Source organism: Bordetella flabilis, assembly GCF_001676725.1.
GTDB lineage: Bacteria > Pseudomonadota > Gammaproteobacteria > Burkholderiales > Burkholderiaceae_B > Bordetella_C > Bordetella_C flabilis.
The window spans coordinates 437,881-454,250 of the sequence record NZ_CP016172.1 but is presented as its reverse complement, the minus strand read 5'-3'; the positions used below and the strand labels follow the sequence as shown (position 1 = coordinate 454,250).

Genomic DNA, 16,370 nt, shown 5'->3' with positions numbered 1-16,370 from the left:
GGCGGACGCCGCTGTCACCACAAGTGCGTTGATCGCCACGGAACCGATCACTGCCGGAATACGCATTCCTTATCTCTTCCCTTCCACGAATAGAGGGTAGTGATCGTAGCGTTGGCCGCGTATTCCGTGGTCTCGGATTTGTTCTGAATCGTCCGGATTTTCGACTTCTATTTCGCCTGCATCGCACGCGGCAGGGCTCTATTCTTCCCACCCGACGTTTACATGCGGGACCGACCATTGCGTAACGGCCATCGGCTGAAGCGCCGGTTTTCCAAGGAAGGGAGCCGACAGGCAGTAGATGCCCGCATGCGTCGATACCCAGATAAGGTTCCGATCCCATTCAATGAAAACGGCTTCTGTCGTGCCGCGACGCCAGCTCATGTAGTCGTCGATTTCACCGTCGCGCGGCGGGACGAAGTACGCGACCTCTTTTGGCTCTGTGGGATCCGAAATGTCAAAGAGGCGAACGCCTGCATTGAGATATGACAATGCGACCACATCCGGACGTGATTTCCCGGGCGCGATCCAGTTCTGCATGACCCGCGAGCTGAATCGCCCTCGCGCCATCGCAAAGTCCTTATAGGGCGCATCGGGATGGGGCATCGGACGCGGGAAGAGACCGATGATGCGCGGCTGGATCGGGTCCTTCACATCGATGACATAGCTCGTGTGAAACGGCTCACGACAATCGGACTCAAGGGCCTCCGGTATCCCGATCACGAGGTTTTGCAGGTGCGGGTAGCGTTCCGGATCGGCCGTCACAGGGACGACATGGTGGTACGGAATGGCGCCAATAGCTTCGAGCGGATGCGTCACCCGGCCATAAACCTTGGGATTGCGAATGTCGGACAGGTCATGGACATACATCCCGAAATGGCCCCATCCACCGTATCCGACCGTACCGCCATCCTCGACCCTGACTGGGACGACACAGGGAGTCCGGTTGCCGGTCCACGAGCATTGATCTCCGGCAAACGGATATGTTGCCCGGTAGTGCTCCTCCTCATCCAGCCTCTGACCCGGAACCCACCATCGCGATATTTCCTTCAACCTGGCCGGATCGGACATGTCCACGATCATCAAGCCGTTGCTGTAGACGCGCTCCGTGCTTTCCATGCGCAATTGGTCGTCCCAACCACAGGAGAGATAGGCGTATCGGCCGCCGTCGTAGAACGGCAGATGGACGCCGTGGCCCGTGCTTCCCGTTTCGAACTCGCTCAGCAGCTCGGTCTTCTCAGGATTCGTCACATCGTAGATCTTGACGCCTCGGAAGCCGGGATTGTCCATGGCCTTTCGCGCGTATTCCGCGTGATATTTCCCGCGCGGATATTGTGGCGTGCCGGGTGTCAGCGGCATCTGGTGCGCGACTATGCGGATCCACTTTTTCAGCTGCTGGTTGTATACGCAGCTTTGGAATGTGGCGAGGTTCCCTTCGTCGATCACCGTCGCCTTCAAGGGGTCCGTGATATCGACCCAGCCCCCCTGAAACGCGATGAGGCGGCGCTTTCCCTTGGCCCACATGCATGAATGTTCATCCCCGAACATCCTCAGCTTGATCGACGGATAATAGGCAATGATCTCCATATTGGAGATGTACTGATTACGGTCGAGATAATTCAATGCACCGGCCGGCAACCGGAAAGGCACCGTTCCGCCACCCGGCATAACGCCTTCGACCCTGCCTGCTTCGGCCGTTGATTTTGAAGGTGAAGTGTCATCGTCATTTCGCGCCATTACAGTTCTCCAGTCGATTACGGTTGTCCGCGCCGAAGGCCAGTCAGGCGTGGTGGTCGCCGGAATTCGGGTGTTGCGCGGCCGAATGCACGCCCAGGCGGTCGTCAACCGAAGCGCATGGACACGTTGGATCACGAGACTTGGCACCTGCCCTTCCGTGGCCAGTCACCTGCGCCGGCCACCTGTAGTCGTCACCCGTGGGTGAAGCGCCGCCCTGGCGCTAGCGCGGCTGGAAACCAATATCCTTGACCAGTTTTGCGAAGCGATCGGTATCGCGCTTGATCAGTTCACCGAACTCTTGCGGCGATTTTGATGTCGGTATCAAGCCTAGGGTTCGCAGCCTTTCTTGTATTTCCGGCTCGCCAAGCACCTTGTTGATGGCTGCGTTCAGCTTTTCGATGATCTTCGGATCTGTCCCAGCCGGCGCGACAATACCATTCCAGCCAGACACCGAATAACCGGCCAGGCTGTCACCGATCGCCGGCAATTCGGGCAGGTTCTTATCCTTCGACGTGATGCCCACCAAATGAACTCTGCCTGACTGTATGGACGGCGCAAGGCTCGTGTAGGAAGAAACGCCCAGGTCCAGCTGGCCACTGGCGACGTCAGTCACTATCGGGCCGACATCCTTGTAGGATATGTTCTGTACGTCGAAGCCATTTTCGTGCGCAATAAGGGCAACCGACATATGAGGCAGGCCACCCTGGCTGGGGCTGCCCAATTTCAGTTCCCGCTTTTCTTTCCTGGCCCAGCTAATGACATCATTGATGTTCTTCAGCGGCCCCTTCACGTTCGAAATGATCGCAAGGTAGTTCTCCGCGATCTGGGCGACCGGCACAAAGTCGTTCTGTGCGTCGTACATCATCTTCTCGGTCACAGAGGGCGCGAGCGCCAGATTCGTGATCTGAGCGACCCCCAGGGTATACCCGTCAGGTTTTGCCTTGGCAACGCGGCTAAGGCCGATCTGGCCGCTGGCCCCTGCATGGTTTTCCACGATAACCGGCTGATTGAACTGAAGCCGTAGGCCCTCTCCTATCATCCGAGCCATGATGTCGACCGACGACCCGGGGCTATAAGGCACCTCGATAGTGATGGGTCGGCTCGGGTAATCCTCAGCATGTGAGAATGAGGCGAAACATGTAGTGATCAGCGCCATGCACAGGATATGAATTCGCCGTTTCATCTCAGGACTCCTTGCATGATGCATCCCAGCTTCTTGTGCCGCTGCCCCCAGCGATCCGACCAAATTAGGTTGTCGACAATCGCCTGTCAATTACTTCCGCGCCCGGTTCTCATTAATTGAAAATATTAGGTATAAACCCCTGCGCATGTTGCGGTTCGGCTCCCTGGCGCTTTCGAGCTGTGGCCCGACTCACAAGCCCCATCGCGCATCCTGTCGCGGTAATACGGCCGAGGCCACGCACTCTCACCCATGCGCTCGTCGCACGATAGCGCAACGCGCACCCCACCAAAGCGCATCCGCGCCCGCCGCGACTCCATAAGGGCCAGCGACGGGCGCGCTAAGCTCCGCTGCGTTATTGCAGGCGGGTGCGCAGTTCGTTGGCCATCTGCTTGAGCGCAGTGCGCGTGACGGCATCGTCGGCCAGGGCGTTGAGCAAGCCGTAGTCGTGGATGGTGCCGTTGTAGCGCGTCACGGTGACCTCGTTGCCGGCGGCATCCAGCTTGGCGCCATAGGCTTCCCCTTCATCGCGCAGTACGTCGAACTCGGCCACCTGGACCAGGGCGGGCGGCAGACCCTTCAGGTCCTGGAGCGATGCGCGCAGCGGCGACGCATACTTCTCGTTGCGCTGCGCCTCGTCACGGGTATAGGCATCCCAGAACCAGCGCATCATCGAACGGCTCAGGAAGTAGCCATTCTCATACGCCTGGTAAGAACCAGTCTGGAAGTTGTGGTCGGTGACGGGCCACAGCAGGCCCTGGAATCGGATCGAGGGGCCCTGGCGATCCTTGGCCATCAGGCTGACGACAGCGGCCATATTGCCGCCCACGCTATTGCCCACCACGGCCAGCCGGCGGCCGTCTACGTTGATGTCCTGGCCATGGGCGGCGACCCATTTGGTGGCCGCATAGGCCTGGTTGATGGCCACGGGATAGTGCGCTTCCGGCGAGGGCGCGTAGTTGACGAACACAGCAACGGCGCCCGACTGCACCACCAAGTCGCGCACCAGGCGCTGGTGGGTGGGATAGTCGCCCAGGATCCAGCCGCCGCCGTGGAAGAACATGAACACCGGCAAGGTCCCCGCCACACCGGCCGGGCGGACGATGGTCAGCGGCACGGCGATGCCGTCCTGCGTGATGGTTTTCTCCGAGACCTCGATGCCGGACAGGTCTACCTTGACGCTTTCCTGCGCGCCCACCAGCACCGCGCGGGCCTTTTCCGGCGACAGCGTTTCGATGGCCGGCCCCTTGCTGCCATTCAGCACCTGCAGGAAGGCCGACACTTTTGCGTTTGGACGCTGTTGCTCCTTGCCGCCGCCGGCGGCGATGGCGCTGGCGGACAGGCTTGCAAGCAGGCCAGCGAGGATGAGTTTCTTCGGTGCATTCATGGTGTTTCTCCGCAGAGGGTATCTATCAGTAGATAGACAAAGGGGCCAAAAAAAAGGACAAGGAAGACTCGCGCCGCCGCAGGCCGATACGCGAGGCCGATACGTTGCCCGGCGTATCGGCGGTCCATCATGCCGGGCGCCTGTTGCAAGCCGCCGCGGCGCTTATCAGCGCGATGCCATACGGCGGGGCCTGCACACTGGGTGCCACCCCGTCGGCTTCATTACACCTTCTTCACGCTTGCCACGACATCCTTCAACCGCGCCCGCGACCCGAACAGCCGGCTGGCCAACACGCTGCCCTGGAAGGCGGCGTACAGCGCGCGCGCCGTCGACGCACGGTCCGGGCACACGCGCAGGGAGCCGTCCTTCTCGCCCCGCCCGAGCACTTTCTCGAGCCAGGTCTCGTTGGCCTTGAAGAAACCCTGCACCGCGTCCCGGATGTTGTCTGGCAACGCTGCGATATCAGCGGCCAGCATGCCGCACAGGCAGATACGGTCTCCGTCGTGCATCAAGGCGCCGAACGCGCTGGCATACTCGTCCAACTGGTTTGCGGCGGACTGTTTTTCATCGATGGCCCGTACCACGGCCAGCATGTCGGTGCTGTACGCGTTCACCGCTTCGAGCACCAGGTCTTCCTTGGTTGGGAAGTAGTAATGGATGCTGGACGTTTTAACCCCAACAAGGGTGGCGAGGTCGCGATAGCTGAAGCCGTGGTAGCCCCGTGTCATCAGGAGCACCCTCGCATGTTCCAGCAGTTGGTCGCGGACTGGTTTCGTTTCCATGATCGAATTCTATCTACCAGAAGGTAGACAAGTCAAGCGCACGCGCAAATTCCAAAGTCCACCAAAGAGGCGTTTGTCGGAGACGCACAACCCGCTGCCCCGCCATTTAGATGTTGTTCAAAATCTTTATGCTAGGATAGCGGTCAATCAACATCTATACGGCGAAGCCCTGGTGGCGGATGCTGACTCGGCGGGATGCGCCTGCGGCCCACCGCAATGGCGTTCCCCGAGCATCTTGCGAGGACCTGGTAGTGCAAGCACAACATCAAGCGAACAAGGATGGCCCCGCAGGGGCGAAGTTCCCGCCGCCAAACAGGCCACGGCGGATCACGGCATGGGCCGTGGCCGCGGGCGCGCTGGTCGCCGCAGGTTGGGGAGCGACATATCTGTTCCCTGCCACCAAAGCCCAGGCCGCGGTGCCGGCGGCCCTGCCCGAGGTCACCGTGGCAACGCCGCTGGTGCGGCAACTGGCAACGCAGATGGGCGTGCTGGGACAGTTCTCCGCTGTCAATCAGGTAGAACTTCGGCCGCAGGTAGGCGGCACACTGACGGGCATCCACTTCCGTGATGGCGACGTCGTGCAGCAAGGCGCCCTGCTGTTTACCATCGACCCCAAGCCTTACGAGATCCGCCTGGCGCGCGCCAAGGCCCAACTGGAAATGGCCAACGCGCGATTGGTGCTGGCCAACAGCGAATTGCGCCGCGCCCAGGCGCTCGAACAGGGCAGCGCCGGCACGGTGCAGAACGTGGAGCAAAGGCGTGCCGATCGGCAGGTCGCGCAGGCGGAGGTTGCCGCGGGAAGCGCGGCGGTGGACGACGCGCAATTCGACCTCGACCACTGCCGTATCCTGGCGCCCGTCACGGGCCGCATCAGCAACCACCTTGTGTCGGTGGGCAATCTGGTGGCCGGCAGCCGCGCCGCCACGAGTCCCACCACCTTGCTGGCGACGCTGGTGTCGCTGGACCCGATCTACCTGAATTTCGACCTGAGCGAGGCGGATTACCAGCGCCTGATGCGCTATCGCGCGGCGAACCCCGGCAAGGGCGCTGACGGCGTCGAACTGGCCCTGGCCGGCGACAAGCAGTACACGCGGAGTGGCAAGTTCGACTTCATCAACAACGCGATCGACCGTGCCAGCGGCACCATCCACGCACGCGCCACGGTGCCCAATCCGGGGATGCAGCTGACGCCGGGCGAGTTCGCCCGGGTCCGTGTGAACATCGACCAGCCCAGCACGACCTTGCTGGTGCCGGATGCGGCGGTGCTGCCGGACCAATCGCAGCACATCGTCATGGTGGTGGACAAGGACAATGTGGTGACACCCCGGGTGGTCCAGGTGGGAGACCTGCGCGATGGACTGCGCGTGGTCTCCAGCGGCATCTCGCAACAGGACCGGGTCATCATCGCAGGACTGCCGTATGCCACGCCCGGCGCGAAGGTCAATACCAAGGCAGGCGCCATCACGACGGGCGCGGGTCCCGCCAAGGACTGACCACACATCATGCGCATCGCTCATTTCTTCATCGATCGTCCGCGCTTCGCGACCGTCGTCAGTTGCTTTCTTACCCTGCTGGGCCTGGGCGCGCTGTTCGTCCTGCCCGTCTCGCAGTATCCGGAGATCGTGCCGCCCACCGTGCAGGTGACCACCTCCTATCCGGGGGCATCGGCGGATACCGTCGCACGCACCGTCGCCACGCCCCTGGAGCAGGAAATCAACGGCGTGGAGAACATGCTGTACCTGAGCAGCCAGTCCACCGGCGACGGCAAGCTCACCATCACCGTCACCTTCCGCATCGGTACGGATTTGAATGTGGCGCAGAACCTGACGCAGAACCGCGTCCAGAATGCGCTCCAGCGCCTGCCGGAGGACGTACAACGGCTGGGCGTCCAGGTTCGCAAGTCCACGCCCAGCATCCTGCTGGCGGTGCATCTTTATTCACCGGACAGCAGCCGCGACACCTTGTACCTGTCCAACTACGCGACCCTGCATATCAAGGACACGCTGGCGCGCATCCCTGGCGTGGGCGACGTGCAGTTCGTGGGTGGGCGCGACTACGCCATGCGCATCTGGATCGATCCGGACAAGGCCGCCGCGAATAACCTGAACGCCAGCGAGATCCTGGCCGCGCTGCGCCAGCAGAACCTGCAGGTTTCGGCGGGGGTCCTGAACCAGCCGCCCACGCCGCGGCCCGAGGCATACCAGATCAATGTCGAAGTCCTGGGGCGGCTGACAACGCCGAAGGAATTCGAGGACATTGTGGTCAAGTCGGATAGCCAGGGCCGGATCACGCGCATCCGCGACATCGGCCGGGTGGAGGTCGGCGCGGCCGACTACGGGTCCACGGCGTTCATGGACCGCAATGACGCGGCTGCGCTGTTGATCTACGCGCAGCCGGGAGCCAACTCGCTGGATGTGGAGCACGGCGTCCTGGGCACGATGCAGGACCTGAAGAAGGAGTTCCCCACCGGAGTCGATTACAAGATCATCTACGACCCGACGATCTTTATCGGCAAATCGGTCGACGAGGTGGTGCGCACCATCATCGAGGCGATCATCCTGGTGGTGGCGGTGGTGTTCCTGTTCCTGCAGAACTGGCGCGCCACCATCATCCCGGTGGTGGCGATCCCGATCTCGCTGCTGGGCTCGTTCATCGTCCTGGACCTCTTCGGTATTTCGCTGAACAACCTGTCGCTGTTCGGTTTGGTGCTGGCGGTGGGGATCGTGGTCGACGACGCCATCGTGGTGGTCGAGAACGTCGAACGAAACATCCACCGCGGGCTCTCCCCCACCGAGGCCGCTCACCGCACCATGGATGAGGTGGGCGGGGCATTGGTCTCCATTGCGCTGACGTTGTGCGCGGTGTTCGTGCCGGCCGCCTTCCTGAGCGGCATATCGGGTATCTTCTTCCGCCAGTTCGCCGTCACCATCGCCGCCTCCACCATCATTTCGTGCATCGTGTCGCTGACGCTCAGTCCGGCGCTTTGCGCGGTGCTGTTCAAGCATCGCGACGAAGGCGGGCCTGCGAGCACGCCCGCACGTCGTTGGCTGAACGCGGGCTTTGGCAAATTCAACCGCGGCTTCGACCGGATGTCCGCCGGCTACGGCACCCTAACCCGCCGCATGGCGCGCGTGCTGGGCCTGGTGCTGGTGGTCTATGTCGGGCTGATCGCATTGACGGGGCTGCAACTGGCGCGCACGCCGACCGGCTTTATTCCGGAACAGGACCAGGGTTATCTGATCACCATCGTGCAATTGCCGCCCGGCGCCTCGCTGGCCCGCACCGAACAGGTGGTCCGGCAGGTCACGGAGATCGCGCTCGGCACGCCCGGCATCGAGCACTCGGCGCCATTCGTGGGCCTGGATGCCACCACCAATACGTTCGCGTCGAATGCCGGCACCGTGTTCACCGGCCTGCCGTCCCTGTACAACCATGAGATTCCCGGCGTCAACGCGAACACCGTGCTGGCCGACCTGCGCCGGCGCCTGTCGGTCATCAAGGATGCCTATGTATTGACGATCCCGCCGCCTCCCGTGCAGGGCATCGGCAATGCGGGCGGATTCAAGATGATGCTGCAGGATCGCGCCGGACTGGGCCCCCAGGCGCTGGTGGACGCAGCCAACAAGATGGTCGCGGCGGCGAACAAGGATCCGGCCCTGACGGGCGCCTTTACGCTGTTCAATGCGGGCTCGCCCTCGATCTATGCAGACATCGACCGCGTCAAGGCCGAGAAGCTGGGCCTGAAGCCCACCGACGTGTTCTCCACGCTGCAGGTGTACCTGGGCTCGCAGTATGTCAACGACTTCAACTACCTGGGGCGGACATACCAGGTGATCGTGCAGGCCGACGGCGATTTCCGGCGTAATGCCGACGACATCACGCGCCTGAAAACGCGCAACGCCGCGGGCGACATGGTGCCGCTGGGCAGCGTGGCGACCATCGAGGACCGCACCATCCCTTATCGGGTGCCGCGGTACAACCTGTATCCGGCCGCCGAAGTGCAGGGTGCGGTCGCACCGGGCGTCGCATCGAGCACCGGCCTGGGCCGCATGGAAGCCTTGGCGCACGAGATCCTGCCGCGCGGCATCGGCTTCGAATGGACCGAGCTGGCCTTCCAGCAGCAGCTGGCGGGCACGCCGACGATGCTGGTGTTCGGCGCCGCGGCCCTGTTCTGCTTCCTGGTGCTGGTGGCCCAGTATGAAAGCTGGCGGCTGCCGCTGGCCATCATCCTGATCGTGCCGATGTGCATCCTGGCCGCGGTGACCGGTCTGTCGGCGCGCGGTCTGCCCATCGATATCCTGGCGCAGATCGGTTTCGTGGTGCTTATCGGGCTGGCCGCCAAGAACGCGATCCTGATTGTCGAGTTCGCCCGGCAGCACCAGGATGACGAGGGCGCCACGGCAGTCGATGCGGCCGTGCACGCGGCACGCACGCGGCTGCGGCCCATCCTGATGACCTCGATGGCGTTCATCCTGGGCGTACTGCCGCTGACCATCGCCACCGGCGCAGGGGCCGAGATGCGCCAGTCGCTGGGTACGGCCGTGTTCTTCGGCATGCTGGGCGTGACCGCGTTCGGCTTGCTGTTCACGCCGGCCTTCTACATCTTCATCCGCCGATTCGGCCGCACCAAGCCAGCCCTTGACGACGCATCGCTGGAAAAACATGTTCCTTAAGGGCCAGGACATCATGCAATCGACACCCCACGGCCATCCTCGCGCGCGCCGCCCGGCCATCACGCTTGCCGGGCTGGGCCTCGCGCTCGCCCTGGCCGGCTGCGCGGTCGGTCCCGACTACGTCAAGCCGAACGCGGAACTTGCGCCTTTCCATAGCCGGCCGCAGGCGGATGCCGCGGCCAGCCGCGCCCAGGCGGCGCCACCGCCCCTGGAGCGCTGGTGGCTGGGGTTCGGCGACCCGCAGCTGGTTGCCATCGTCCAGCACGCACTGGCCCAGAACCTGGACCTGGCCGCTGCCCTGGCGCGGGTCGAACAGGCGCGCGCGGTGGCGCAGGCCAGCGGTGCGGCCCTGCTCCCCACCGTGGACGCCACCGCCTCGGCCACCGCCTTGCGGCAAAGCCTGCAGAGTCCCCTGGGAACCATCGCACGGACTTTCCCTGGCTTCGACCGAAACCAGCACGAATACACCGTGGGCGCCGTGGCCAGTTGGGAGATCGACCTGGCCGGCGGGCTGCGCCGCAACGCGGCCGCGGCCCTGGCCCAGGCGCAGGCCGCCGAAGCCGAGCACATCGGAACCCGCGTGTCGGTGGCGGCCGATGCGGCCGACGCCTACATGCAGATCCGCGGCTACCAGTCGCGTATCAACGTGGCCCTGGACCAGATCGAAACCGACAGCCGTCTGCTGGACCTGGTCAAGTTGCGGCGCAAGCTCGGCGCCGCGGACGATCGCGAGATCGCCCAGGCGCAGGCGCTGCTCAGCCAGGCCAGGTCGACGGTGCCGCTGCTGCGGACGGCCCTGGAGGCCCAGTTCAACCGGCTGGACGTGCTGCTCGGCGTGCAACCCGGCACCTATGCCTCGATCCTGGACGATAAGGTCGACATCCCGCCGCTGCCCGCGATGGCCGACATACCGAGCCCGGTCGACGTGCTGCGACGCCGGCCCGATGTGATCGCCGCCGAACGTACCCTGGCCGCATCGAATGAACAGATCGGCGCGGCGATCTCCGATTACTACCCCAAGCTCTCGTTATCGGGCGTGCTGGGCTTCGATAGCATCACGACAAATGGCTTGTTCCGCAACCGCTCTTTCCAGCCCTTGGGCACGGCGGGGCTGCGCTGGCGCCTGTTCGACTTCGGCAAGGTCGATGCCGAGGTCAAGCAGGCGCGGGGGGGCTATGCGGAAGCGCTGGCCCTGTACCGCAAGACCGTGCTCAGGGCGGCGGAGGACGTCGAGAACGCCGTTACGGCGCTGAACCAGTCGCAGGTGCGCAGGCAGGAACTGGCCGACGAAGTCGACGCGTTGACGCGTGCCCGCGACCTTTCCGTAAAGGCCTACAAGGCAGGCGCCATCACGCTTACCGATGTGCTGGACGCCGACCGGCAATTGCTGGTCGCGCGGGACAACCTCGACAGCGTGCGCGTGGACGCCGCGCGCTCGGCCATCGGCGTATACCGCGCCTTCGGTGGCGGCTGGGACCTGCCGCCCGAGGCAACGGGCGCCGTGGCGTCGAAGTAGCCGGGACACACGGGCGCGGCGAGGCTGCCCGGCGGGGCGCCTGAAGCGACCCGTGCTCGCGGCTTACGAATGCGTAATGGTCGTTCCCAACACCTTCATGCATTCGCGCATGAAAGCGGCCAGCCCGGTCCAGCCTTTCGCCGATACCATCGTGCCATCGACATAAGCTTCGTGCGGCTTCACGTCGATATAGGTGCCGCCCGCGAGAATCACCTCGGGCTCGCACGCGCCCAGCGCGGCCACCTTCTTTCCGCGGATCACGCCCTCTACGGCGACCAGTATCTGCACGCCGTGGCATATCGTGAAGATCGGCTTCCTGGCGTCGTGGAAGTGGCGCACCATGGCCTGGATCCGCTTGTCGGTGCGGATGTATTCCGGTCCGCGGCCGCCCGCGCAATACACTGCGTCATACTCCTCGACCTTCACCTCGGAGAAAGTCTTGTTGATCTCGGCCAGATGGCCGAATCGCTCGATGTAGGTCTGGTGACCCTCGAAGTCGTGCAACGACGTCTGAATCATCTCGCCCGCTTTCTTGTCGGGACAGATGACATGGACGGTATGGCCGACAGCCTCCATGCCTTGCTGGAAAACGTAGATTTCATATTCCTCGGTGAACTCACCGCAGAGCATCAGGATCTTCTTGCCGCTCATGTTGTCCTCCTTCGTGGCTGTTATCGCGGGGCCGGGACGATGCCCGGCCCCTGTCATCAGAATGGGCTGTTGGGGAAATAGAACTGGCTGGCGTTCTCGGGCGTGATCAACGGTGCATCCAGCTTGAAGTTGCCGCGCATCGGCGCCTGCCCACTGAGCTGGGCTGCCGTCATGTATATCGCCGACTTGATCATCGACGGCGGATAGGGCGTAGAAATGGGGGTGACCGGATTCTTCGCTTTCACCAGCTCGATCACCTCTTTCATGCCGTTGCCGCCCAGCGCATACTTGATCTCCTTGCGGCCGGATTGCTTGATCGCTTCGAGCACCCCAAGCAGCATGTCGTCGTCATTGGCCCAGACGGCGTCGATCTGCGGATATTTGGCCAGATAGTCCTGCATCAGGGTAAAGGCCTGATCCTGATTCCAGTTGGCATATTGGATGTCCAGGATCTTGATGTCGGTGCCCTTTATGACATCGGTGAAACCCTTGATGCGCTCGTCGTCGATGACGGTCGGGATGCCGCGCAGCACGACGATCTTCCCCTTGTTGCCCAACTTGCCCGCCAGCCATTTCGCGGTGTTCGCGCCGACGGCGATATTGTCGCCCGCGACATATAGGTCCTGGATCGTCGGGTCGGTCAGGCCGCGATCCACGACCGCGATGAAGGCGCCGCGGGCCTTCACTTGTCCAACAGGGCCGGTCAGTTCCTCAGAGGTAAAGGGCAGGATGACCAGTGCGTCCAGTTTCCGGCCTGCCGACAGGTCTTCCAGCGCCGACACCTGCGCTGTCGCGGAAGGCGACGTCTTCACCACGACGTCGATATTCGGGAATGCGGCCTTGATCTCTTTCGCGGCCTGTTCCGCGTGATACACCACGCCCCCCGTCCAGCCGTGGGTGGCCGCCGGAATCGAAACGGCGATTGTCTTCTTGTCCTGCGCCAGTGCACCGGTCGCGGTGAGCGCCATAAGGCTGGCCGCGGCCAGTATCGCAAGCGCACGCTTTGTTATGGACGTCATCTTTTCTCTCCTGGTTATGGTTTTCATGTCGTGTCTCCTCCCGAAACCCTCCACCCCTCCTCGTGGCGGTTATTTGATGAAGCGATGCGCCAGCATGGCGAGGATGATGATCACCCCTTGCACGGCGGCAACGAGGTATTCCGAGACCATGTTGGACAGCACCATCAGGTTCGCGATCACCTCCAGGATCAATGCCCCCGCAAGGGTTCCCCAGATCCGGGCCTTGCCGCCCCGCAGCAAGGTGCCGCCGATCACCACGGCGGTGATCACCTGCAGTTCCCACAACTGGCCCGTTGTCGGTGTCGCGGCGCCGAGCCGGGGGATGTAGCAGATCGCGGCAATCGCCACGCAGAGCCCCTGTATCACAAAGGCAATGGTGCGAACCTTCGTCACCGAGACGCCAGAGAAGCGCGCCACATCGGCATTTGAACCGGTGGCCATGCACCGGCGCCCATATTTGGTCCGGTACAGGATGAAGGCACCGGCCAGGGCGACGGCCAATGTAATGGCCACTGGCACCGGAATGCCCAGCACATCGCCGAAATAGACTGGCCGGTATGGTTCGCGCAATGCCCGCGCCATGGGGATCGAGCCACCATCGGACATCCAGGTAATCAACGCGCGAAAGATCCCCATCGTGCCAAGCGTGGCGATGAAGGGTTCGATCTTGCCCACGGTTACGATCAAGCCGTTGAGCAGGCCGCACCCCGCACCGACCAGCAGCCCCACGAGCGCGCCGACGATGATCGCGTTCGGCCCCATCGTCGGCACGAACCGGTTCATCGTCAGGATCATGATGCCGGTCACGAAAGCCATCATCGATCCGACCGACAAGTCGAGGCAGCGCGATGAGATCACAAAGGTTGCGCCCACCGCGATGATCGCAATGAAAGCCGATCGGGTGACGACGTTCGCGATATTGGTTCCGGTCGCGAAGTTCGAGTTCAGCATCATGCCGGCCAGCACCACTCCCGCCAGAGCGATGAATGGGCCCATGGCGGCCCAACGGATTTGCCGTGGCGCCTTAGTTATCCCGATATTCGTCGCCGCGCTTGTCATCCTGGTCTCCTCCCCGTTTTATGGCTATATGGTCTCGCGGGTCCACCCCATACGCGCTGGCACTGGTGGCCGCATAGACGACGTTTTGCTCGGTAATCTGATCGCCGGTGAGTTCGGCCGCGACGCGGCCTGCGCGCATCACCAGAACCCGATCCGCGAGTCCGACAAGCTCTGGCAGTTCCGAGGAGATCATGATGCAAGCTTTATTCGCGCGAACCAGGCGGTCGATGAAGTCGTAGATCTGGCTTTTGTTGCCGATATCGATGCCGCGGGTCGGCTCATCGATGATGACAACTGAAGGGTCGGTCATCATCACCTTGGCCAGCAGCAGCTTTTGCTGGTTCCCCCCGGACAGCTGCCCGGCGTTCAAGTGGACCGAGCGGACGCGAATGTCGTAGTCACGAACCGCGGTATCCAGTGCCCCGGCCTCTTTGGCGTAATCCAGCGCAAGACGCGGATGGATCCGATCCAGGGCTTGGAGGGTCAGGTTCGGGGCCAGCGGCTCGTCCAGCAGCAGGCCCTTGCCCTTGCGGTCTTCGGTCAGGTAGACAAGGCCCAGCTCTCGCCATGCCCTGACGGAGAGATGCGGGACAGCGCGTCCGGCGAGCGCTATCCGGCCTGCGCTGGCGGGCCGCAATCCCATCAGCCCCTCGCACAGTTCGGTCCGGCCGGAACCGATCATGCCGCCGATACCAAGCACTTCGCCAGGGCGAACCATCAGGCTTGCCTCGACCGCGCCATGATCGACCGACAGACGCTCGACAACCAATAGAGGGTCGCCCGCCGGCATTGGGCGCTTCCGTGGATACAGCACGTCGAGTTGGCGACCGACCATCAGCTCGGCCATCCGGCGCTGCGACAGGTCCGCCGCGGGCCACGTGCCTATCATCTTGCCGTCGCGCAATACGGTAACGCGGTCCGCCAGCGCCTCGACCTCGTCCAGGCGGTGGGAAATATACAGAACCGCGACCCCCTGGGCTTTCAGCCGACGAACTACCCCCAGGAGCGCCGCGACCTCGTCGTTGGCCAGGACGGCGGTAGGTTCATCGAAGATCACCACCTGGCGCGGCTGCAGCAGCGCCCGGCTGATCTGTACCAGTTGCCGCTGCGCCAATGGCAGGTCGCCCACGAGGTCCCGCGGGCTGCAATGCGCGCCGACAGAGGCCAACACGTCGGCGGTACGCCGGTTCATGGCGCGATCGTCCACCATGATGCCGCGCGTCAGCTCGCGGCCCAGGAACAGGTTCTCCGCGACGGTCAAATCCGGCGCCAGGAGGATTTCCTGATGCACCAGCACCACGCCGGCGGCCTCCGCTGCCGCGGCGTCGGCGAAATCGATCGGCTGCCCTTGCATGAGCAAATGCCCGGCGGTGGGCGGTACATAGCCGGACAATAGCTTCATCAGCGTCGATTTTCCCGCGCCGTTTTCGCCGATGATCGCGTGAACCTCTCCCGCGTGGATATCGAGCGTGACATCGGACAGCACGGTGATCGGACCGTAGGCCTTGGCCAGCCCCACCGCGGCAAGCGCGGGATGGCAAGACTCTTCTGCCGCCGCCGGGGCGTCGGCCGATATGGGCGAGGCAGCCAAGGCGTTCATTCGAAAGCCGACATCAGGCGACCACGCGAACACAGGATGTGATCGCGCATCGCGGTTTGCGCAGCAGCCGCATCGCCGGCACGGAATGCCGCCAGCAGGTTTTCATGCTCTTCCAGCGCCTCCTGGGTGACGCGGCTGTGGAACATCAGGCGGAAGAGGTGCAGGTGCACATGCTGGTTGAAAAGTGTCGTGCGGATAACTTCGTTTCCGCCGATCCGCATGATCTCGTCGTGGAAATGCGCGTCGATACGGGCAAAGCGCGAATAGCGGCTGGTCCGATCCACCGGCGTCGCGCCATCCGCCATGTCGGCCGCGATGTCCTCGATATGGGCCAGCGCTGCAGGAGTCATATTCAAGGCGGCCAGGCGTGCGCCTTCCGGCTCGACCAGCAAACGGAAGTTGAATAGATCCTCGAATTGCTTGCGGTTCAGCTGCGGCGCCGCGCTGTAGCCGATAAGGTGCGCCTTGTGGACCAGGCCTTCGCGCTCCAGCCGCGAAAGCGCTTCACGTACCGGCGTCTGCGAAACGTTGAGATCCCGCGCCATCAAGTCGATCGGAATGCGGGCCCCGGGTGCGATGGCCAGCGACATCAGCCGTTCATAGATGCTGTCGTAGACACCATCCACCACGCTTGGCCGGCGCACGAACGCCCCCTCCAGGATTTCTCTTTGCACAGCCATTTTGCGGGGGACGCTCCGTAGGTTGACCTTGACACGGCGAAATGGTGGCAAATATCCTATCGCATGTCAAATAAAATATCCTATACGAT

General features: G+C 63.1%; 12 protein-coding genes. 3 read left to right on the top strand and 9 right to left on the bottom strand.

Annotated features, from left to right (window positions below; translation table 11 throughout):
• Positions 1 to 198: 198 nt before the first annotated feature.
• The 4 genes from BAU07_RS02015 to BAU07_RS02000 all read right to left on the bottom strand — a co-directional run bounded on the left by BAU07_RS02015 (position 199) and on the right by BAU07_RS02000 (position 5,083).
• On the bottom strand, positions 199 to 1,734 hold the full coding sequence (locus BAU07_RS02015; protein ID WP_157121930.1) for an LVIVD repeat-containing protein: 1,536 nt from the start codon (positions 1,732 to 1,734) through the stop codon (positions 199 to 201).
• Positions 1,735 to 1,954: 220 nt separating this feature from the next.
• Positions 1,955 to 2,917 carry a Bug family tripartite tricarboxylate transporter substrate binding protein gene (locus tag BAU07_RS02010; RefSeq protein WP_198168859.1) on the bottom strand — a complete coding sequence of 321 codons (963 nt, stop codon included), beginning with the start codon at positions 2,915 to 2,917 and terminating at the stop codon, positions 1,955 to 1,957.
• Positions 2,918 to 3,269: 352 nt separating this feature from the next.
• Positions 3,270 to 4,301, bottom strand: a complete 1,032-nt coding sequence (locus BAU07_RS02005) for an alpha/beta hydrolase (protein WP_066653381.1) — start codon at positions 4,299 to 4,301, stop codon at positions 3,270 to 3,272.
• 221 nt (positions 4,302 to 4,522) lie between these two features.
• On the bottom strand, positions 4,523 to 5,083 hold the full coding sequence (locus BAU07_RS02000) for a TetR/AcrR family transcriptional regulator (protein WP_066653376.1): 561 nt from the start codon (positions 5,081 to 5,083) through the stop codon (positions 4,523 to 4,525).
• A gap of 251 nt (positions 5,084 to 5,334) precedes the next feature.
• Between BAU07_RS02000 and BAU07_RS01995 the strand changes: the two genes are divergently transcribed.
• Genes BAU07_RS01995 through BAU07_RS01985 form a run of 3 tightly spaced genes read left to right on the top strand, consistent with a single transcriptional unit; the run spans position 5,335 to position 11,272 of the window.
• Positions 5,335 to 6,576 carry an efflux RND transporter periplasmic adaptor subunit gene (locus BAU07_RS01995; RefSeq protein WP_232338231.1) on the top strand — a complete coding sequence of 414 codons (1,242 nt, stop codon included), beginning with the start codon at positions 5,335 to 5,337 and terminating at the stop codon, positions 6,574 to 6,576.
• Between the two features lie 9 nt (positions 6,577 to 6,585).
• Entirely contained in the window at positions 6,586 to 9,756 is a 3,171-nt protein-coding gene (locus BAU07_RS01990) for an efflux RND transporter permease subunit (protein ID WP_066653373.1), read from the top strand.
• On the top strand, positions 9,746 to 11,272 hold the full coding sequence (locus BAU07_RS01985; protein WP_232338230.1) for an efflux transporter outer membrane subunit: 1,527 nt from the start codon (positions 9,746 to 9,748) through the stop codon (positions 11,270 to 11,272). Before BAU07_RS01990 ends, BAU07_RS01985 begins: the two co-directional genes overlap by 11 nt.
• Positions 11,273 to 11,335: 63 nt before the next feature.
• Here the strand turns inward: BAU07_RS01985 and BAU07_RS01980 are convergent, their stop codons facing one another.
• The 5 genes from BAU07_RS01980 to BAU07_RS01960 form a co-directional block, all read right to left on the bottom strand.
• Complete coding sequence (locus tag BAU07_RS01980; protein ID WP_066653372.1) at positions 11,336 to 11,923, bottom strand: DJ-1/PfpI family protein; 588 nt, start codon at positions 11,921 to 11,923, stop codon at positions 11,336 to 11,338.
• A gap of 56 nt (positions 11,924 to 11,979) precedes the next feature.
• The gene (locus tag BAU07_RS01975; protein ID WP_232338229.1) at positions 11,980 to 12,891 is read right to left on the bottom strand and encodes a substrate-binding domain-containing protein; all 912 of its coding nucleotides are present in this window, start codon (positions 12,889 to 12,891) and stop codon (positions 11,980 to 11,982) included.
• Between the two features lie 120 nt (positions 12,892 to 13,011).
• Complete coding sequence (locus tag BAU07_RS01970) at positions 13,012 to 14,001, bottom strand: ABC transporter permease (RefSeq protein ID WP_157121924.1); 990 nt, start codon at positions 13,999 to 14,001, stop codon at positions 13,012 to 13,014.
• Positions 13,967 to 15,601 (bottom strand): sugar ABC transporter ATP-binding protein, encoded by a 1,635-nt coding sequence (locus BAU07_RS01965; protein WP_066653368.1) that lies wholly within the window; start codon positions 15,599 to 15,601, stop codon positions 13,967 to 13,969. The genes BAU07_RS01970 and BAU07_RS01965 overlap by 35 nt, the downstream gene beginning before the upstream one ends.
• Positions 15,598 to 16,281, bottom strand: a complete 684-nt coding sequence (locus BAU07_RS01960) for a GntR family transcriptional regulator (RefSeq protein ID WP_066653365.1) — start codon at positions 16,279 to 16,281, stop codon at positions 15,598 to 15,600. Before BAU07_RS01960 ends, BAU07_RS01965 begins: the two co-directional genes overlap by 4 nt.
• Positions 16,282 to 16,370 lie beyond the last annotated feature (89 nt).